This window comes from Achromobacter sp. GQ309 (genome assembly GCF_059759315.1).
This window is the reverse complement of the sequence record NZ_JCAXDP010000003.1, coordinates 322,247-341,283: the sequence shown is the minus strand read 5'-3', so window position 1 is coordinate 341,283 and position 19,037 is coordinate 322,247. Positions and strand designations below refer to the sequence as shown.

Below are 19,037 nucleotides of genomic sequence, written 5' to 3'. Positions count from 1 at the left end.
CGCCTTTCTCAATATTGGGTTTATGCCGCTTCGGAGGCCATCATCTGGACGGCCGAATCTATGTCTACCGCAACGATACGCGAAACCCCTTGCTCTTGCATGGTTACGCCGATCAATTGCTTTGCCATCTGCATCGCGATCTTGTTGTGCGAGATGAAGAGGAACTGCGTCTGCTCGCTCATGTTGGCGACCAGGTTCGCGTAACGTTCGGTGTTGGCGTCGTCCAGCGGCGCGTCCACCTCGTCCAGCAGGCAGAACGGCGCAGGGTTCAGCTTGAACAGCGCGAACACGAGCGCAGTCGCGGTCAGCGCCTTTTCGCCGCCCGACAGCAGATGGATCGTGCTGTTGCGCTTGCCCGGCGGCTGCGCCATCACCTGCACGCCGGCGTCGAGGATTTCCTCGCCCGTCATGCTGAGCTTGGCTTCGCCCCCGCCAAAAAGCTTGGGGAAGAGCTCGCCGAAGTGGCCGTTGACGATGTTGAACGTCTCTTGCAGCAGTTCGCGCGTCTCGCGGTCGATCTTGCGGATGGCGTCTTCGAGGGTCTCGATGGCGGTCATCAGGTCCGCGTGCTGCGAATCGAGGAAGCCCTTGCGTTCGCGCGAGGTGTTCAGTTCGTCGAGCGCAGCCAGGTTGACCGAACCCAGCGCTTCGATCTGGCGCGAGATGCGGCCGACTTCCTGTTGCAGCCAGCTTGCGCGGCGCCATTCGTCGGGCTGGTTGGCCAGGAATTGGGCAAGTTCCTCGCGGTCGACTTCGCGTGCATTGAGCTGTTCGGTGAACTGCTCTTCGGCCAGGCGCGCGGCCTGCTCCTGCAGTTGCAGTTCCATGATGCGCGCGCGGCGCGGCTCCAGGGTCTGCTCCTGTTGCTGGCGGTCTTCGTCGGCGCCGCGCAGCAGCGCGGCCAGGTTTTCGAGTTCCTGGCGGGCGCGCGACAGCGCTTCCTCGCGTTCGGCGCGCGCTTCCAGGGCATCCTGCAGGCCGGCCTGCGACGCGGATGCGTCCAGCTCGGTCAGGTCGCCCATCAGTTGTTCAAGTTCCACCGCGCCGCGCTGGCTCTGGTCGGCGGCCAGTTGCTGGTTGCGTTGCAGGTCGGTGATGCGCACCTGGATGCCGCGTTCGGCGAATTCGGCTTCCTGGGCGGCGCGTTCGAGTTCGCGCAGCCGGGTGCGGGCCGCCTCGGCTTGCGCCGCCAGCGTCTCGCCATCCATTTCAGCGTCGGCAAACTTGGATTGATGCTCGGCCAGCTCTTCGTCCAACGCCTCGAAGCGGGCCTCGGCCTCTTCGCGGGTGGCTCGCAGATCTTCCTCGTGCGCCTTGATTTCTTCCAGGTCCTGGCGCAGGCGCGAGGCGCGCTCGCCGGACTGTTCGGCCTGTTGCTGCAGCCGCGAGTGTTCCAGCTGGATGTCGTGCACGCGGCGCGTGACCTCGGCCACGCGGGTGCGCGCCGGGGAGATGGCCTGCGACACCTGCTGCCACGCCGCTTCCGCGCGGGCGACTGCGGCGCGGGCCTGGTCAGCGATCAGTTGCTGGGCCTTGATTTCGCGTTGCAGGTTTTCGATCTCCTGCTGGCGGGCCAGCAGGCCGGCCTGTTCGGAATCGGGCGCGTAGAAACGCACACTGTGCGCGTCGATCAGGTGGCCGGCCTTGACCACGCAGGCGGCGCCGGCGGGCAGGGTCGCGCGCAAGGCCAGGGCCTGGGTCAGGTCATTGGCCGTATAGACGCCGGCCAGCCATTCGTTGAGCAACGTGCGCAGGTCGGGGTCGGTGATGCGCAGCAGGCTGGCCAGCGGCGTGAAGCCGGCAGGCGCCGTGGGCGCGGGCGCCGCGACGGGCAATTGGTAGAACGCCAGCCGCGCGGGCGGGGCGTCGTCGGCAAAGGCGCGCGCCCAGTCCAGGTTGCGCACTTCCATCGACGCCATGCGTTCGCGCAGCGCCGATTCCAGGGCGGTTTCCCAGCCCGGCTCGACGTGCAGCTTTTGCCACAGGCGCGACAGCCCGGCCAGTTCGTGCTTGGCCAGCCACGGTTCCAGCGCGCCCTGCTTCTGCACGTCTTCCTGCAGCTTCACGAGTGCGGACAGGCGGGCTTCCAGGCGGGCCAGGTTCTGGGCTTCGGTCTGGGCGGCGCCCTGGGCGCGGCTGCGCTCGGCGTCGGCCTCGGGCACGCGGCCTTCCAGGATGGCCAGTTCTTCCTGGGCGGCTTCAAGCTGGTCTTCGCCCGCGGCGCGGTCGCCGGCCAACTGTTCCAGGCGCTCGGGATCGGGGCTGTGCAGTTCGCGCAGTTCCTGCTGGAGGCGCTCGCGGCGCTGGTCCAGGGTCTGCATCTGCCGGTCGGCGTCGCGCTGCGTCTGCGCGACCAGCGCCAGGTTCTGCTCGACGCGGGCGAGCGCCGCGCGCATCTCGTCGCGGCCGGCGGCGGCTTCGCGCACGCGCTGCTCGACCGAGGGCAGGCCGGCCTGCGCGTCCTCAGCGGTGGCGCGCGCCTCTTCGGTGCGGGCGGCGGCGGCGGCCAGGTCGTCTTCGGCCTGGGCGATCTGTTCGGTGCAGTGTTCGCGCTGGCTGGTCCATTCCGCGATCTGCTGCTGGAGCTGGTCGCGGCGCGCCTGCAGGCGGTTGCGGGAATCGACGACGTGCCGGATTTCGGCTTCCAAGCGGCTGACCTGGGCATTGGCCTCGTACAGCGCGCCTTGGGCGGTGTGGACGGCGTCGCTGGCGGCGTAGTGGGCCTGGCGCCGGGATTCCAGCGCGGCCTCGCCGGCGCGCAGTCCGGCAATGGCGGCTTCCAGTTCGTTCTGGGCCTGCGCCATCTCCTGCGTCTTCTTGGCGCGTTCTTCGCGCGCCCCCGTTTCCTTCAAGAACCACAGCGAATGCTGCTTCTTTTCGCCGTCGGCCTGGAGCTCGCGGTAGCGCGTGGCCACCTCGGCCTGGGCTTCCAGCTTTTCGAGCTGGCTGTTCAGTTCGCGCAGGATGTCTTCGACGCGGGTCAGGTTCTCGCGCGTGTCGGACAGGCGGTTTTCGGTCTCGCGGCGGCGTTCCTTGTAGCGCGACACGCCGGCCGCCTCTTCCAGGAAGACGCGCAGTTCTTCGGGGCGGGCTTCGATCAGGCGATTGATCATGCCCTGCCCGATGATGGCGTAGCCACGGGCGCCCAGGCCGGTGCCCAGGAAGATGTCGTGGATGTCGCGGCGGCGGACCTGCTGGTTGTTGACGAAATAGCTGCTGGTGCCGTCCCGGGTCAGGACCCGGCGCACCGCGATTTCGGCGTAGGTGCTCCACTGGCCGGCGGCGCGCCCCTCGCTGTTGTCGAACACCATTTCGACCGACGCCCGGGCGGCAGGCTTGCGGTTGCCCGACCCGTTGAAAATGACGTCCTGCATGGACTCGCCGCGCAGTTCCGACGCCTTGGCCTCGCCCAGCACCCAGCGCACGGCGTCGATGATGTTCGACTTGCCGCAGCCATTGGGCCCCACCACGCCGACCAACTGGCTGGGCACGGGGATGACGGTGGGATCGACGAAGGACTTGAAGCCGGCGAGTTTGAGCTGAGTAAGGCGCACAGTACGATGACGACGGGGTGGGTTGAACGAAAGGCGTTAACGGACCTGCCGCACAGATTGCAAACCGGCCCAAGAAGGGCCGGCTCTCATATGGGTCGTATGATACCGCAGGCGGTCTTTACCCAGACGTTGGGGCCGGACAACCCGCGGGCAAACGCGCAATGGCTGGCCGCAACGCTCCGGCTATACTCCCTGACACTTTTTGGCACGACACATAATTTTCACGCGGACTGGCCAGGCTCTGGCCGAAGAACGGGGACATTCTTGAAACGTGGTTTCTATCTGGTCATGGCGGCGCAGGCCTTCTCGTCATTGGCGGACAACGCGTTGTTCATCGCAGCGATCGCCTTGATTCAGGAGTTGCACGGCCCTGACTGGCTGGCCCCCATGATGAAGTGGTCGTTCGCGTTGGCCTATGTCGTGCTGGCCGCATTCGTCGGCGCCATCGCGGACTCCTACCCCAAGGGCCGCGTGATGTTTTCCACCAATGCCCTGAAGGTGGCGGGCTGTCTGCTGATGTTCTCGTACGCCAGCATTGGCGTCGCCCCCGAATACCAGACCTGGCTGGTCTGCGCCGCCTACGGCGTGGTGGGCATCGGCGCCGCCGCCTACTCCCCCGCCAAGTACGGCATCGTGACGGAAATGCTGCCGCCGACCATGCTGGTCAAGGGCAATAGCTGGATCGAGGGCCTGACCGTCTTCTCCATCATCCTGGGCACGGTCCTGGGCGGCCTCCTGATTTCCTCGTCGGTGTCCACCGCCCTGCTCAGCCACTCCTTCATCGGCAGCCTGGTCCACACGCCGGCCGAAGCAGCCATCCTGGTCATCGCCTTTGTCTACCTGCTGGCCGCGCTGTGCAACCTGATGATTCCGCGCACGCACGTGCGCTATCCGCCGCAGCAGAAGAACCCCGTTCGCCTGATCCGCACGTTCTGGGGCTACGTCTGCGTGCTGTGGAAGGACAAGCTGGGCCAGATTTCCCTCGCTGTCACCACGCTCTTCTGGGGCGCCGGCGCCACGCTGCAGCTGATCGTCATCGAATGGGGCCGCAGCCATCTGGGTTACCAGCTGGACAAGGCGTCGATGCTGATGGGTGTGGCCGCGCTGGGCACGGTGGTGGGGTCGATCCTGGCCGGGCGCATTCCGCTGCGCCGCGCGCTCGCCGTGCTGCCGGTCGGCGCCATGATGGGTCTCGTCGTGCTGCTGATGCCGCTGGTCTACCAGCCCTGGAGCGTCTATCTTCTCCTGCTGCTGACGGGCGGCCTGGCCGGTTTCTTCGTGGTGCCCATGAACGCCCTGCTCCAGCACCGCGGTCACGTGTTGCTGTCGGCCGGCCATTCGATCGCCGTGCAGAACTTCAACGAACAGCTCAACATCCTGCTCATGGTGGCGATGTACACGCTGCTGCTATGGCTGGAACTGCCGATCAACGTGATCATCGTCATCTTCGGCACCGTGGTGGCCGTGCTGATGGTGGTGTTCATGCGCTGGAGCAAGCGCAACATGCAGGCCAACCCCGACCTGCATGACCAGATCGGCCAGGAAGGCCACGGCCGCGCGCTGGATTCGACACACTGAGGCAAACGCGCCAAGTGCTTGATGCAGCAACAAAAAACCGGGCAATTGCCCGGTTTTTTCTTTGACCCCTGCGCGCTATAGCTCGCGGGCGGCCAGCTTCAGGTCCTGCCAGGCCCGCGCCTTCTCGGACGGGCTGCGCAGCAGGTAGGCGGGGTGGTAGCTCACGATGACCGGGATCTGCACGCCTTCGTCCGTCTTCAGGTGATGGACGCGGCCACGCAGGTTGCCGATGGTGGCGTCGGTGCCCAGCAGCGTCTGCGCCGCGAACCGGCCCAGCACCAGGATGCGCTCGGGTTTCAGCAACGCAATCTGCCGCATCAGGTACGGGCTGCAGGCCGCGATTTCCTCGGGCTTGGGATTGCGGTTGCCCGGGGGACGGCACTTGATGACGTTGGTGATGAAAACGTCGCGCTCGCGGCTCATGCCGACCGCCGCCAGCATGGCGTCCAGCAACTGCCCGGACCGTCCCACGAAAGGCTGGCCCTGGCGGTCTTCCTGTTCGCCCGGCGCTTCGCCCACGACGAGCCAGCGGGTGGGCTGGGCGCCCTGCCCGACCACCGCGTGACGGCGTCCCTTGCACAGGCCGCACGCGGCGCACGCCACGACCTGCGCCGCCAACTGCTCCAGATTGGCATCCTTGACGGCCTCGGCCACCGGAATGGGCGGCGGCGCCTCTTCCTGGACCTCGACCTTCGGCGCGGGACGCGGCGGGGGGCCGGTGCGGTTCAGGATCGAAGCCGGAATAGCCGATGCGCGGCCAGAAGCCGGCTCTGCCGGGGCAGTGCGCGCAACGGCGGGCGCGGCGACCGGCGCGGCGTCGGCCACCGGAGCAGCCGCCGGGGCGTCGCGCCGCGCTTCGACGGGAGTCGGCGCAACAATGGGGGAATGGGGTGCGGTACTCGGACCGCCAGGAGACGCGGCAGCCGGCGTCTGGCCGAGCACCACGCCAGACGCTACGGCACCCGCCTTGGCGACCGGCACGGCAGGCGGCGTGCGCAGCCATAGCCGCTCCATGCCAAGCTCGCGCAACCAGATGCGCTGCAACGGGTTGATGCGGGGCGGCGCCGGGCGCGGCGCGGCGTCCATCGGGCTCATGCCGGTGCTCCGTCGGGTTCGCCGAAGCGTTTCTGCATGACAATGGCGTCCTCGCGACCGCCCTTCTCGGCCGGGTAGTAGGCCCGGCGCATGCCGATCTGCAGATAGCCGTGGCCCTTATAGAAACTGATGGCGGACGTGTTGGACGGCCGCACTTCCAAAAGCAGGCCTTCGAGGCCGCGTTCGCGCGCCTGCTGCTCGCACCAGTCGAGCATTACGCCGCCCAGTCCCTGCCGATGCAGATTTTGGGCGACCGCGATCACCAGCAGATGCGCCACGTCCGGCGCAAACATCAGAATGCAGAATCCCGCCAGCTTGCCCTCCCGCCGCAACGTCCAGGCGCCATAGCCCGACGCCAGCGCGTCCGCGAAGTTTCCGCGAGTCCAGGGAAAGGCCTGCACTTGCGCCTCCAGCGCCACGACCTCGTCCAGATCGGCATCCGTCATGGGCTGCGGGACCGGCGCGGCAAGCGACGGCTGCGCCTTGGGATTACCGCCCTCGCCGCGCAGGCGCTCGGCGGTGGTGAAGGCCACCTTGTCGCGCACATAGAGCGGCGCGGCCAGCTCGGGCGCCAGCGTTTCGCCGCGCAGCCAGCCCTGGCGGGCAAGCCGCGCCACGCTGGCGGCCTGCGGCCGCTGGGCTTCGGTGGCCCGGCGCCATTCGGCGGGCGCGGCCATGTCGGCGGCATAGGCTTCCCAGGCATCGCCAGCCAGAAGCGGCGTCAGCGGCTGCCCGGCGCGGGCCGACCAGTTGGGCAGATGGTGCGCCGTCCAGGGCACGACCTCAGCGGCGGCAATCAGCATAGGGGCTTGGAGCGTTTCCCAGACAGATTCCTCGACCGCAGCATCGCCGCGGCGGTAGACTGCCAGATAGACCTCGTTCATGCGGGCGTCCAGGGCCACGACGACAGCGTCGGCGGCCGTGCCATCAACGTCGGCGGCCACGGCCTGGTGCGAAACAATAGGCAACACCGGGATCCCCAGCCCCAGGGCCATGCCCTGGGCGACGCCGCATGCCACGCGCAGCCCGGTGAAGCCGCCAGGCCCCTGCCCGAACGCCACGGCATGCAACCCGGACGGCGTGATGCCGGCCTCGGCGAGCAGCGCATCGGCCATAGGCAGTAGGCGCTCGGCGTGTTCCTGGGATCCTTCGTGTTCGCGGACGCTGATCTCCAGACGGCCGTCGACCGCCCGTAAAAGGGCCACGCCACAACGTGACGACGAAGTTTCCAGTGCCAGCAGGTTTAGTTCCATAGATGCAGATTGTACGAAATAAGCCGCAGTTACCCCCGTGTGTAAGGGGGATTTCAACCAGGGATCGCAATGTGTAATATCTTGTGAACGCCCTCTAGCCCCCGGTTCTTGTCACTGTTACATTTCCGGCCATGAATACGCAAAACACCACCCCCACCCGAAAAATCCTCGTCGTTGACGACGATCCGCGCTTGCGCGATCTGCTTCGCCGGTACTTGTCCGAACAGGGTTTCAACGTTTTCGTTGCCGAAGACGCGAAAGAGATGGGCAAACTCTGGCAACGAGAGCATTTTGACCTGCTCGTGCTGGACCTGATGCTGCCCGGCGAAGATGGCCTGTCCATCTGCCGCCGGCTGCGCGGTGGCCACGACAATACCCCCATCATCATGCTCACGGCCAAGGCGGAAGAAATCGACCGCATCGTCGGCCTTGAGATGGGCGCGGACGACTACCTGTCCAAGCCGTTCAATCCTCGTGAACTGCTGGCGCGCATCAATGCGATTCTGCGCCGCCGCGGCACCGAGGAACACCCCGGCGCGCCCAGCCAGGAAAACGAGTCCATCGCCTTCGGCCCCTACGTGCTGAATCTGTCCACCCGTACGCTCACGCGCAACGGCGAACAGGTGCCCATCACCACGGGTGAATTCTCGGTGCTCAAGGTCTTTGCGCGCCATCCGAAGATTCCCCTGTCGCGCGACAAGCTCATGGAACTGGCCCGCGGCCGCGAATACGAAGCCTTCGATCGCAGCCTCGACGTCCAGATCTCGCGTCTGCGCAAGCTGATCGAGCCGAACCCGTCCAAGCCCGTATTCATCCAGACCGTCTGGGGTCTGGGGTACGTGTTCGTTCCGGACGGTGGTAGCTGATCGGCTGGCCCGCCCGGTGCAGGAGCGCAGCGTCGTGCCGCGCTTGCGCAGAACATTCAGGAACCTGACATCCCGTTTGCGGCTCGGCTTGTTCGGCCGCACGTTCCTTTTGCTCGCCGCGCTGATGCTGGTCAGCCTGGGCGCGTGGCTTCAAGTATTTTTCAGCATGGAGCTGGGACCGCGCGCCAATCAAATGGCGCAGCGGGTGATCACGGCCGTCAATATCACGCGCACCGCGCTGATCTATTCGCATAACGGCGAACGCAGCAAGCTCCTCCTCGACCTGGCCACCAACGAAGGCATCCAGGTCTATCCGCGCGAGGTCACCGACTTCGCCGAAGCCCTCCCCGACGACGACTACTGGCAGCGTGTGGCGCAGCATATCCGCACGCGCTTCGGCCCGGAAACGCAGATTGCCTGGGGCGTGAACCAGGTACCTGGCTTCTGGGTCAGTTTCCAGATAGAAAAAGATCTGTATTGGCTGGTGTTCGAGCGTGAGCAGATCGGTCTTACAGGCGGAATCGAGTGGCTGGGCTGGGGCGCCACGGCGCTATTGCTGTCATTGGTCGGCGCGGCGGTCAGCGTGGGCTTCGTCAACCGGCCGCTATCCAGGTTGGCGCGGGCCGCCCAGGTGCTGTCGCGCGGTGAAACGCCCGCGGCCCTGCCCGAACAAGGCCCGCTGGAGATCCGCGACCTGAACGCGTCGTTCAACCGCATGGCCAAGGACTTGCGCCAGGCCGAGGCCGACCGCGAGCTCATGCTGGCGGGCATCTCACATGACCTGCGCACGCCACTTGCCCGGATGCGTCTGGAAATCGAGCTGAGCGGCGTGTCGGAAGACGCGCGGCAGGCCATCGACGAAGACCTGGGCCAGATCGACCACAGCATCGGGCAGCTCATGGAGTACGCGCGTCCCGCCGGCACCCTGCCGCAGCTCGCCACCGACATTTCCGCCGTGCTGGCCGAACTGTACGAACGCGAACGCAGCCACACCGCCTCGCTGGGCGGCGAGCTGGACGCGGCGCTGGAACCTGGCCTGCGCGCCCGCATCACCGCGCTGGACCTGAAGCGTATCGTCAGCAACCTAATCGAGAACGCGCGTCGCTACGGCCGCTCACCCGATGACGGCATGGCGCACCTGAACATGACACTGCAGGCCGAAGGCAGCATGATCGTCATCGAGGTCTCCGATCGCGGCCCCGGCATCGCGCCCGAAGACGTGGATCGCCTGCTTCGCCCGTTCTCCCGCGGCGAGGCGGCGCGCACCGGCGTCAGCGGCGCGGGACTGGGTCTGGCCATCGTCGAACGCCTGCTCAAACACGTTGGCGGGTCGCTCCGAATGCTGCCCCGAGAAGGCGGCGGACTGACCGCGAGGATAGAGCTGCCCAAAGCCAAGTTTAGGAATTATCAATTAGACAACGATAATCCATAGCGTAGAATTTATGGTTTTGAGGCTTGGCCTCATCTCCACCCAACAACTACGGGAGTAAACATGAAAACTGTTGGCGACAAACTCGAACCCTTCAAGGTCACCGGCGTCAAGCCCGGCTTCAATCAGCACGAAGAAAACGGCGTGTCGGCGTTCGAAGACATCACCGAAAGCTCGTTCCCCGGCAAGTGGAAGGTGATCTACTTCTACCCGAAAGACTTCACGTTTGTGTGCCCGACCGAAATCGTCGGCTTCAACAAGCTGGCCAAGGATTTCGAAGACCGCGACGCCGTCCTGCTGGGCGGTTCGACCGACAACGAATTCGTCAAGCTGGCCTGGCGCCGTGAGCACCCGGACCTGAACAAGCTGGGTCACTACCAATTCGGCGACACCACCGGCGCCCTGATCGACCAACTGGGCGTGCGTGAAAAGGGTGCTGGCGTTGCGTTGCGCGCCACCTTCATCGTCGACCCGGACAACACGATCCAGCACGTTTCGGTGAACAACCTGAACGTCGGCCGTAACCCGGAAGAAGTTCTGCGTCTGCTCGACGGTCTGCAAACCGACGAACTGTGCCCGTGCAACCGTACGGTTGGCGGCGCCACGCTGTAATTTCCAGCCCGGTCCGGACCCTGCCCTGCAGGGGCCCGCGCCGGGCTTTAACTGCGCTAGATTATAGGTAAAAACTATGGAATTTCTTACGACCATTAAGGAACAGCTGCCGGATTGGGCCAAGGACATCCGCCTGAATCTGGACGCCGTGATCGCCCGCTCGACGCTGGCTCCCGAAGACGCCGTGGGCGCCGCCCTGTCCGCCGCCTATGCCGCACGCAGCCCGGTGCTGGTTGAAGCCTTCAAGAGCGGCCTGTCCGAAGGCGACGCGAACGCCGCCTTGACCGCTTCCGCCCTCATGGGCATGAACAACACCTGGTATCCCTACGTGGAGATGACCGGCGACGCCCAGCTCAAAAGCCTGCCGGCCCAGCTGCGCATGAATGCCTACGCCACCCATGGCGGCGTGGACAAGAAGCGCTTCGAGCTGTTCGCCCTGGTGGCCTCCATCATCGGCAAGTGCCACTTCTGCGTGGCCTCGCATTATGAAAACCTGAAGAACGACGGCCTGTCGACCGAACAGCTGCGCGATGCCGGCCGTATCGCCGCCGTCGTCAACGCCGCCGCGCTGGCGCTGGCCGCGCAAGGCAAGTAAGCGATTCGCCGACCGCAAAAAAGCCCGCCTGCATCATGCAGGCGGGCTTTTCTTTTGGCGGCGACGTTGCGTCGTTTCCGATGACGCGGTTCTGGCCGGCGCCGGGCCCGTTGCCGCAGCCCGGCGAGTCACCGCCGGATTACTTGCCCGCGGCGGGTTTCACCGGCGCAGTGGGCAGGCCGTTGGCGGTCCACGCCTCCATGCCGCCGCGATACCAGTAGGCGCGCCAGCCGAGCGACCCGGCGCGCAACGCGCCGTTGTAGGCCGAGCGGTCATTCATGCCCGCGCCCATGAACACGATGGGCGCGTTGCGCTGCCCGCCGGTCTTCTTCTTCAGCCAGTCGTCCAGCGCGCCTTGCAGATGGTCCGCGACGCTGCCGTCCGACCCGGCATCGGGCAGCGGATAGGCGATGGGCAGCGTGTCCCGCCCCGCGCTGGTGTCGATGATCAGGATGTTCTTCTCGTTATTGATCAGCTTGACCAGGTCGGCCGTGGTGATGACATCGGCGCGTGTGTGCTTGACAGGCGTCGGCCCCCGGTAGGGGGACGAGAACAGCAGGCTGGTCGGCGGCACGCCGAAGTCCTTCAGCTCGTCGAAAGCGCCGGCGGGCAGCGCGGGCATGCCCTGCCCCGCCGCAGGTGCTTGCCGCGGCGCCGTCTGCGACCCGCCACCCTTGTTGGCGACGACCTCGCCACCGACCGTGCCCATTTCGATGTCGGAAATCATCACCGCGATGTTCTCGATCAGCTCGTAGCACATCGTGATCGAGCCCTCGCGCGGGTTGTACCAGGCGTTCAACTGGCCGCAGTCCTTGAACGTCACATTGATCGGCCGCGGCAGGACGTAGGTGTTGCCCAGATCCTTGACGCTGTTGGTGACGGCGTTGGACATGGCCGTCGCGAACAGGTTGCCGATCTTGCGCTTGGAGGGTTCCAGCACTACGTTGACCGGCGCGCCGGGCGCGTTGGCCGGTTGCTGGCCGTCCGGCGTCCAGGTGCCCACGCGCGTATGGGGCGCCAACAGGTGGCGCCAGGCCCGGTTCTGCTTGTTGAATTCGTCGGTGCAACGCGCCTTGGTCCGGTCCTCGAACCCGACGTGCTTGACCACGTTCTCGAAGACGGCGGGATTGCCGCCATACATGATGCAGAGCATGTTGCGGAAGCGCTTCAGGTCGCCGGTGTGCTCGTCCTGCCAGGCCGAGTTCGCCGACGCGCCCCGCTTTTCCGCCAGCATGCCGCTGTAGTACCACTGCAGGGCCGCATACGTGGCAGCCTCGCGGGCCATGAAGTTCACGTCCTCGTTGTCGGACGGGTAGATGGTGGGCTCGACGATCCGCAAGGCCGAATACATGTCGACCGCGTCTTCTTCCGCGCCCGTCGACGGCAGTTCCAGCTCGCCGATCAGGGCGTGTCCGAACTCGTGCAGGAAGATGCTGCGCATGATGCCGATGTAGACCGCGACGATGCGCAAGGTGTCCCCGCCGAAACGGGGATATGGGCCGGCGCCGGCCAGCGCCGGGCTGTTGTCGGCGGGGGCTTGGGTGGGGGGCGACGCCGCCGACGGCACGCGCGGCGCGCCGGCACTACCTTGTCCGGCACTACCCCGTCCGGCGCTGCCCTGTCCGGCGGTCCCTTGCGCTCCCACCCCGACCGGCTTGCCGGCCACGTCCGAGACGATCATGAAATCCGCAATGCCGAACGTGCCTTCGTCATAGGCCATGATGCCGATCTCGCTGCCCAGCGCGGCCTCGTCCTCGATATCGCCGATCTTCTGGCCATTGACCAGGAAACGCGCGGCGCCCGGCACCTCCACCACCCGGATGCGGTCGGTGCCGTCCAGTTTGGCGACGTTGGGAACGGACGCGATATCGCGGCGCTTCTGGCCTTCCAGACAGAACAGCAAAATGTTGCGGTCCGCCCGGATCTCCAGCAGGCACAGGCCCTTGCGCGCGTTGTTGTTCAGCGCAATGCCGATGGACGCCTTGGGACTCTTCGAATTGACCATCACGTTGACGTCGGTGATGCGTCCGCTTTCCGGGGCGGGTCCCGGGTTGATGTAGAACGTCTGCTCGCCGCCCGGGACATCGCTGTTGCGCAGGGTGAACCAGCCGTCCTGCTCGCCGACATGCCAGCCTTGCAAAAGCTGCTGCTTGACCGTGCCGGCCAGTGGACCGAGCTGCTTCTCGTAGGCCGCGTGGGCGGAGGTAGCAAAAGCGGCCAGCACAAAAAGTAGCCCCGCGCCACGTAATCGCATCTGAGTGTCCCTGATTAGTCAGATTTCAAGTCGCGCAGCGTAAGTCAGAACAATGCGGTCCGCTTATTCATTTGTTAAAGATGTATGCCAACGTAAAAGCCGCCCGGCCTGGCGGCTCGGGCGGCTTTGAAATACCGGATAAGCGTGGCGCGAACGCCACGCAGCGCGGCCCGTGCGTCAGGGGTCCGTGCGCGCCAGCAAGGCGACCACGGTGGCGGCGATGCCTTCCTTGCGGCCCAGATAACCCAAGCCCTCGTTGGTCTTGGCCTTGATGTTGACCTCGGATTCGGCCAGGCCGGTGTCGTCGGCGATGTTCTTCACCATGACAGGGGCGTGCGGGCCGATCTTGGGCGCTTGGGCGTGCAGCGTGGCGTCGATATTGACCGGTGTCCAACCCGCTTTGCGCACGCGCGCCATGGCCTCGCGCAGCAGCACACGGCTGTCGGCGCCCTTGAACGCCGGATCGGTATCCGGAAAGTGCCGGCCGATGTCGCCCAGGCCCGCCGCGCCCAGCAGCGCGTCGGTGATCGCGTGCAGCAGCACGTCCGCATCGGAATGGCCCAAGAGGCCGTGGGTATGGGGAATCGTGACCCCGCCGATGATCAGCGGCCGGCCTTCGACCAGCGCGTGCACGTCAAAGCCCTGCCCAACGCGAAAAGGAATGCTCATAGCCATTTTTCCATCAGTTCAAAATCGTCCGGCCACGTCACCTTGAAGTTGCGCATTGAACCGGTGACCAGCAGCGGCGCATAGCCGGCGGCCTCGATGGCCGAGGCCTCGTCGGTGACGGTGACGCCGTTCACGGACGCGGCGGTCAGCGCATCGCGCAGCACGCCCGCGCGAAACAGCTGCGGCGTCTGTGCCAACCAAAGGCCATTGCGGTCGAGCGTGCGTTCCACGCGATCGTGGCCGCCCTTGACCGTGTCGGCCACCGGCAGGGCCAGCAGCCCGCCGACCGGGTCGGCCAGGCAAGCGTCGATCAGCCGCCCCAGCGCCTCGGCGGGCAAGCCCGGGCGGGCCGCGTCATGCACCAGCACCCAGGCATCGTCCGTGACCTCGCTGTCGGCCAGCGCGCCCGCGACCGTATCGGCGCGCGTGGCGCCGCCGCAGGCACGCCAGACGGTGCGCGGCAAGCCCGCCAGCGCGGCGTCGACCCAGCCGTCGCCCGGTGTGACCGCCACGCGCACCTGCGACACGCGTTCATCGGCCAGCAGCGCGCTTACCGCGTGGCGCAGCATGGGCTGTCCGGCCAATGGACGGTATTGCTTCGGAACGGCCTCGTGCCCGGGCCGGCTGGCGCGGGCGCCGACGCCGGCGGCGGGCACGATTGCGATGATTGAGTCAGACATGGTGCGGAGATTTTATAATCGTTCGCTTGATGTCCGCTTCCAGCCTGATGCCCGCCCCTTCCTCCTCCGCCACGGCCGCACCGCCCGTCCCCGCCACGGTCCCCACCCTGTCCGCGCTGAAGCCCGGCACGCGCTATGCGCAGCCCCGGCCGCCGGGCTCCGGCGACGCCTGGCTGCTGGCCGATCTGGCGCGCCAGGCCAGCGCGCCGCTGGTCATCCTGACCGCCGAGCCCCTTGAAGCGCAGCGGCTAGCCGAGGAAATCCAGCTGTTTGCGCCCAGCCTGCGCGTGCGGCAGCTGCCCGACTGGGAAACGCTGCCCTACGACGCATTCTCGCCGCACCAGGACCTGATCTCCGAGCGCCTGAACACGCTGCACTCGCTGATGATGAAGACGGTGGACGTGCTGACGGTGCCCATCACCACGGCGCTGTACCGCGTCGCACCGCCCTCGTTCCTGGCCGCCTACACGTTCTCGTTCAAGCAGAAGGACAGGCTGAACGAAGCGGCGCTGCGCGCCCAACTGACGCTGGCCAATTACAACCACGTCACCCAGGTAACCTCGCCGGGCGAATTCTGCCTGCGGGGTGGCCTGATCGATCTGTTCCCGATGGGCTCGGTGGTGCCGTACCGGCTGGACCTGTTCGACGACGAGATCGAAACCATCCGCAGTTTCGACGTCGACACCCAGCGCAGCCTGTACCCCGTGCGCGAGGTGCAGCTTCTGCCGGGCCGCGAATTCCCGATGGACGAAGACTCGCGCAACCGCTTCCGGGCGCGCTTTCGCGAGGTCTTCGAAGGCGATCCTTCCCGCGCCCTGCCCTATAAAGACATCGGCAACGGCATCCCGTTTGCCGGCGTCGAGTACTACCTGCCGCTCTTCTTTGAAGAAACCGCCACGCTGTTCGACTACGTGGCCGACGGCACGGTCATGGTCACCGTCGGCGACATCGACGACGCGATCCAGCGCTTCAACCAGGACACGACCAGCCGCTACGGCTTCCTGAAAAGCGACCGCGAACGGCCCGTGCTGCCGCCGTCCGCCCTGTTCCTGGACAGCGAATCGCTCTATGGCCGCCTCAAGGCATTCCGCCGCCTGTCGCTGACTGCGGGCCAGCCGCATCCGGACTTCCGGGCCGCGCCCGACGTCAGCGTGGCGAGGCGCGCCGAAGATCCCATCGCCAAGCTGCGCACGCTGGTAGAAAAGCGGCACACCCGCGTGCTGCTGTGCGCCGATTCGGCCGGCCGGCGCGAGACCCTGGTGCAGATGCTGAACGAATTTGGCGTCACGCCGGATGCGCAGCCTGACACCATCGACGGCTTCCTGGCGTCGGACGCGCATTTCGGCATTGTCGCTTCGCCGGTGGGCATTGGGTTCGAACTGCCCGGCGCCAACCTTGCCTTCCTGACCGAAAACGATCTCTACCCCGGATTGGCGACCACCGGCCGCCGCGGCAAGCGCGACCAGGAACGCGCCAGCAACGTCGAAGCCATGGTGCGCGACCTGTCCGAGCTGCGCGAGGGCGACCCCGTCGTCCACGCCCAGCACGGCATCGGCCGCTATCACGGCCTGGTCAACATGGACATGGGCGAAGGCGAGATGGAGTTCCTCCATCTTGAGTACGCCAACGGCAGCACGCTGTACGTGCCCGTGTCGCAACTGCACGTGATCGCGCGCTACAGCGGCGCCGACCCGGAAGCCGCACCGTTGCACCAGCTGGGTTCAGGCCAATGGGACAAGGCGCGCCGCAAGGCCGCCAAGCAGGTCCGCGACACCGCCGCCGAATTGCTGGCGCTGTATGCGCAGCGCGCCGCGCGCGAAGGCTTTGCGTTCAACCTGCCGCTGAACGATTACGAGGCGTTTGCCGAGGGCTTCGGCTTCGAAGAGACGGCCGACCAGGCTGCCGCCATCCAGGCCGTGATCAGCGACATGACCTCCGGCCGCCCCATGGACCGGCTCGTCTGCGGCGACGTCGGTTTCGGCAAGACCGAAGTCGCGCTGCGCGCCGCCTTTCTGGCCGTCGCCAACGGCAAACAGGTGGCGCTGCTGTGCCCCACCACCCTGCTCGCCGAACAGCACGCGCAGACCTTTACCGACCGCTTTGCCGACTGGCCCGTGCGCGTCGTGGAACTGTCGCGCTTCCGCTCGGCCAAGGAAGTCTCCAGCGCCATCGAAGGCATCAACGACGGCCGGGTCGACATCGTCATCGGCACGCACAAGATCCTGTCTAAGGACGTGAAATTCAAGCGCCTGGGCCTGGTCATCATCGACGAGGAACACCGTTTCGGCGTGCGCCAGAAAGAAGCGCTCAAGTCGCTGCGCGCCGAAGTCGACGTGCTGACACTGACCGCGACGCCCATCCCGCGCACGCTCGGCATGTCGCTCGAAGGCATCCGCGACTTCTCCGTCATTGCCACGGCGCCGCAAAAGCGCCTGGCCATCAAGACCTTCGTGCGGCGCGAGGACGGCAGCACGTTGCGCGAAGCCCTGCTGCGCGAGCTCAAGCGCGGCGGCCAGTGCTACTTCCTGCACAACGAGGTCGAGACCATCCATAACCGCCGCGCGCGCCTGGAAGAGCTGGTGCCCGAGGCCCGGATCGCCGTCGCGCACGGCCAGATGCCCGAGCGCGAACTCGAACAGGTGATGAAGGGCTTTTACCAGCAGCGCTACAACGTGCTGCTGTGCACCACCATCATCGAAACCGGCATCGACGTGCCCAGCGCCAACACCATCGTGATCCACCGCGCTGACCGCTTCGGTCTGGCGCAGCTGCACCAGCTGCGCGGGCGCGTCGGGCGATCGCACCACCAGGCCTACGCCTACCTGCTGACCCCGGGCGAGGACGCGATCACCAGCAACGCCAAGAAGCGGCTGGAAGCCATCCAGGCCATGGAAGAGCTGGGCTCGGGCTTTTACCTGGCCATGCACGACCTCGAAATACGCGGCACCGGCGAAGTCCTGGGCGACTCGCAGTCGGGCAACATCCAGGAAGTCGGCTTCTCGATGTACAACGAGATGCTCAACGAGGCCGTGCGCGCCCTGCGCGCGGGCGAAGAGCCCGACCTGGACGCGCCCTTCAACCTGGCGTGCGAAGTCAACCTGCACGCGCCGGCGCTGCTGCCGTCCGACTACTGCGCCGACGTGCACGCGCGCCTGGCCATCTACAAGCGGCTGGCGCACGCGGCCGACGAAGACGACCTGATCCACATCCAGGAAGAATTGATCGACCGTTTCGGCAAACTGCCGGAGGCGGCGCAGACGCTGTTGGCCACGCACCGCCTGCGCCTCGCCGCCCAACCGCTGGGCATCGTCAAGATCGACGCCAGCGAAGCGCAGGCGCTGATCCAGTTCGGCCCCAAGACCTCGGTCGATCCGGCCCGCATCATCGAGCTCGTCCAGCGGCAGCGGCACATCAAGCTGGCCGGGCAGGACAAGTTGCGCGTCGAGATCAAGGCGCCTCAAGTCCCAGCCCGTGCCGACGCCGTGCGCGCCGTTCTGCGCGCCCTGAAGTAATTCCCGACACCCTTACCCATCCGCCATGACTACCCACAATCTCGTCGTCCAATCCCCCGGCCTCGCCATCGAACATGCGGAGCAGCTTGCCGCGCTGGCCCAGGCCCAGGGCGTGGCGCGCATCAGCAACACCGCCGCCCGCCTGCTCGACGTGCAACACGACGACGAGACGCGCGCCGTGGTGGGCGCCTGGGCCGAAGCGCGCGGCGTCGACGCTGCCTTCGTGCCCGCCGGCCTGAAGCTGGCCCACTGCAAGATCCTGGCCATGGACATGGACTCGACCCTGATCAACATCGAGTGCATCGACGAGATCGCGGGCGTGGTGGGCGTGAAGGACAAGGTGTCGGAGATCACCGAAGCCGCCATGCGCGGCGAGATCAAGGATTTCGCGGAAAGCCTGCGCCGCCGGGTTGCGCTGCTCAAGGGCGCGCCCGCTGGCGCGCTGGACGAGGTCTACGAGGAAAAGCTGCGCCTGAATCCGGGCGCCGAGCGTCTAATCACCACGGCCCAGGCCGCCGGCATCAAGGTGCTGCTGGTGTCGGGCGGCTTCACCTTCTTCACCGAGCGCCTGCGCGCCCGCCTGAACCTGGACAGCGCTCATGCCAACACGCTCGAGATCGAAAATGGCGTGCTGACCGGCCGCGTGCTGGGCGACATCCTGGACGCCGACGCCAAGGCCACGCACCTGCGCGAGTTCGCGCGCACGCACGGCGCCTCGACGGACCAGATCATCGCCATGGGCGACGGCGCCAACGACCTGAAGATGCTGGCCAACGCCGGCTTCCCGGTGGCCTACCACGCCAAGCCGCTGGTGCGTCAGCAGACGCGCTATGCGCTCAATGTCTCGGGATTGGACGGCGTGCTGAACTGGTTCGAAAGCTGATCCTGCGACAGGGTGTCTGACAGGGGTGTCAGACACCGGCCCCCTTCCCCAAAGCAA

13 protein-coding genes are annotated in these 19,037 nt (G+C 66.4%); 7 read left to right on the top strand and 6 right to left on the bottom strand.

Annotated features, from left to right (window positions below):
- Positions 1–20 precede the first annotated feature (20 nt).
- Complete coding sequence (gene smc, locus AC6CIE_RS10950; protein ID WP_452004629.1) at positions 21–3,554, bottom strand: chromosome segregation protein SMC; 3,534 nt, start codon at positions 3,552–3,554, stop codon at positions 21–23.
- A 264-nt stretch (positions 3,555–3,818) separates the two neighbouring features.
- Between smc and lplT the strand changes: the two genes are divergently transcribed.
- Entirely contained in the window at positions 3,819–5,132 is a 1,314-nt protein-coding gene (lplT, locus tag AC6CIE_RS10945) for a lysophospholipid transporter LplT (RefSeq protein ID WP_175137318.1), read from the top strand.
- Positions 5,133–5,207: 75 nt separating this feature from the next.
- On the opposite strand, the gene AC6CIE_RS10940 is transcribed toward lplT, so the two are convergent.
- Together AC6CIE_RS10940 and tsaB are read right to left on the bottom strand one after the other, a co-directional pair.
- The gene (locus AC6CIE_RS10940) at positions 5,208–6,227 is read right to left on the bottom strand and encodes a uracil-DNA glycosylase (protein WP_498092221.1); all 1,020 of its coding nucleotides are present in this window, start codon (positions 6,225–6,227) and stop codon (positions 5,208–5,210) included.
- Entirely contained in the window at positions 6,224–7,480 is a 1,257-nt protein-coding gene (gene tsaB, locus AC6CIE_RS10935) for a tRNA (adenosine(37)-N6)-threonylcarbamoyltransferase complex dimerization subunit type 1 TsaB (RefSeq protein WP_495602114.1), read from the bottom strand. Before tsaB ends, AC6CIE_RS10940 begins: the two co-directional genes overlap by 4 nt.
- A gap of 131 nt (positions 7,481–7,611) precedes the next feature.
- Here tsaB and risA point away from each other — a divergent pair, with 131 nt between their 5' ends.
- The 4 genes from risA (at position 7,612) to AC6CIE_RS10915 (ending at position 10,982) form a co-directional block, all read left to right on the top strand.
- Entirely contained in the window at positions 7,612–8,346 is a 735-nt protein-coding gene (risA, locus tag AC6CIE_RS10930) for a response regulator transcription factor RisA (RefSeq protein WP_003813882.1), read from the top strand.
- A 34-nt stretch (positions 8,347–8,380) separates the two neighbouring features.
- Positions 8,381–9,778 (top strand): sensor histidine kinase RisS, encoded by a 1,398-nt coding sequence (gene risS, locus AC6CIE_RS10925; protein WP_437340380.1) that lies wholly within the window; start codon positions 8,381–8,383, stop codon positions 9,776–9,778.
- 60 nt (positions 9,779–9,838) lie between these two features.
- Positions 9,839–10,387 (top strand): peroxiredoxin, encoded by a 549-nt coding sequence (locus AC6CIE_RS10920; RefSeq protein ID WP_006217982.1) that lies wholly within the window; start codon positions 9,839–9,841, stop codon positions 10,385–10,387.
- Between the two features lie 76 nt (positions 10,388–10,463).
- Positions 10,464–10,982 (top strand): carboxymuconolactone decarboxylase family protein, encoded by a 519-nt coding sequence (locus AC6CIE_RS10915; protein ID WP_013392160.1) that lies wholly within the window; start codon positions 10,464–10,466, stop codon positions 10,980–10,982.
- Positions 10,983–11,121: 139 nt separating this feature from the next.
- On the opposite strand, the gene AC6CIE_RS10910 is transcribed toward AC6CIE_RS10915, so the two are convergent.
- The 3 genes from AC6CIE_RS10910 to ispD all read right to left on the bottom strand — a co-directional run bounded on the left by AC6CIE_RS10910 (position 11,122) and on the right by ispD (position 14,585).
- Entirely contained in the window at positions 11,122–13,236 is a 2,115-nt protein-coding gene (locus tag AC6CIE_RS10910; RefSeq protein WP_218344805.1) for a DUF4344 domain-containing metallopeptidase, read from the bottom strand.
- Between the two features lie 177 nt (positions 13,237–13,413).
- Positions 13,414–13,905 carry a 2-C-methyl-D-erythritol 2,4-cyclodiphosphate synthase gene (ispF, locus tag AC6CIE_RS10905; protein ID WP_218344806.1) on the bottom strand — a complete coding sequence of 164 codons (492 nt, stop codon included), beginning with the start codon at positions 13,903–13,905 and terminating at the stop codon, positions 13,414–13,416.
- Positions 13,902–14,585 (bottom strand): 2-C-methyl-D-erythritol 4-phosphate cytidylyltransferase, encoded by a 684-nt coding sequence (ispD, locus tag AC6CIE_RS10900; RefSeq protein ID WP_218344807.1) that lies wholly within the window; start codon positions 14,583–14,585, stop codon positions 13,902–13,904. The genes ispF and ispD overlap by 4 nt, the downstream gene beginning before the upstream one ends.
- Before the next feature lie 29 nt (positions 14,586–14,614).
- Here ispD and mfd point away from each other — a divergent pair, with 29 nt between their 5' ends.
- Both mfd and serB read left to right on the top strand, forming a co-directional pair.
- A complete protein-coding gene (mfd, locus tag AC6CIE_RS10895) occupies positions 14,615–18,097 on the top strand; it encodes a transcription-repair coupling factor (RefSeq protein ID WP_498092220.1) in 3,483 nt (1,160 codons plus the stop codon).
- Between the two features lie 25 nt (positions 18,098–18,122).
- Positions 18,123–18,980 carry a phosphoserine phosphatase SerB gene (gene serB, locus AC6CIE_RS10890; RefSeq protein ID WP_175137311.1) on the top strand — a complete coding sequence of 286 codons (858 nt, stop codon included), beginning with the start codon at positions 18,123–18,125 and terminating at the stop codon, positions 18,978–18,980.
- Positions 18,981–19,037: the final 57 nt, after the last annotated feature.

Excerpts from the sequence above, each read along its gene's own strand:
- AC6CIE_RS10940 (WP_498092221.1), bottom strand. The coding sequence starts at position 6,227 with ATGAGCCCGATGGACGCCGCGCCGCGCCCGGCGCCGCCCCGCATCAAC.
- tsaB (WP_495602114.1), bottom strand. The coding sequence starts at position 7,480 with ATGGAACTAAACCTGCTGGCACTGGAAACTTCGTCGTCACGTTGTGGC.
- risA (WP_003813882.1), top strand. The coding sequence starts at position 7,612 with ATGAATACGCAAAACACCACCCCCACCCGAAAAATCCTCGTCGTTGAC.
- AC6CIE_RS10920 (WP_006217982.1), top strand. The coding sequence starts at position 9,839 with ATGAAAACTGTTGGCGACAAACTCGAACCCTTCAAGGTCACCGGCGTC.
- AC6CIE_RS10915 (WP_013392160.1), top strand. The coding sequence starts at position 10,464 with ATGGAATTTCTTACGACCATTAAGGAACAGCTGCCGGATTGGGCCAAG.
- AC6CIE_RS10910 (WP_218344805.1), bottom strand. The coding sequence starts at position 13,236 with ATGCGATTACGTGGCGCGGGGCTACTTTTTGTGCTGGCCGCTTTTGCT.
- ispF (WP_218344806.1), bottom strand. The coding sequence starts at position 13,905 with ATGAGCATTCCTTTTCGCGTTGGGCAGGGCTTTGACGTGCACGCGCTG.
- ispD (WP_218344807.1), bottom strand. The coding sequence starts at position 14,585 with ATGTCTGACTCAATCATCGCAATCGTGCCCGCCGCCGGCGTCGGCGCC.
- mfd (WP_498092220.1), top strand. The coding sequence starts at position 14,615 with ATGTCCGCTTCCAGCCTGATGCCCGCCCCTTCCTCCTCCGCCACGGCC.
- serB (WP_175137311.1), top strand. The coding sequence starts at position 18,123 with ATGACTACCCACAATCTCGTCGTCCAATCCCCCGGCCTCGCCATCGAA.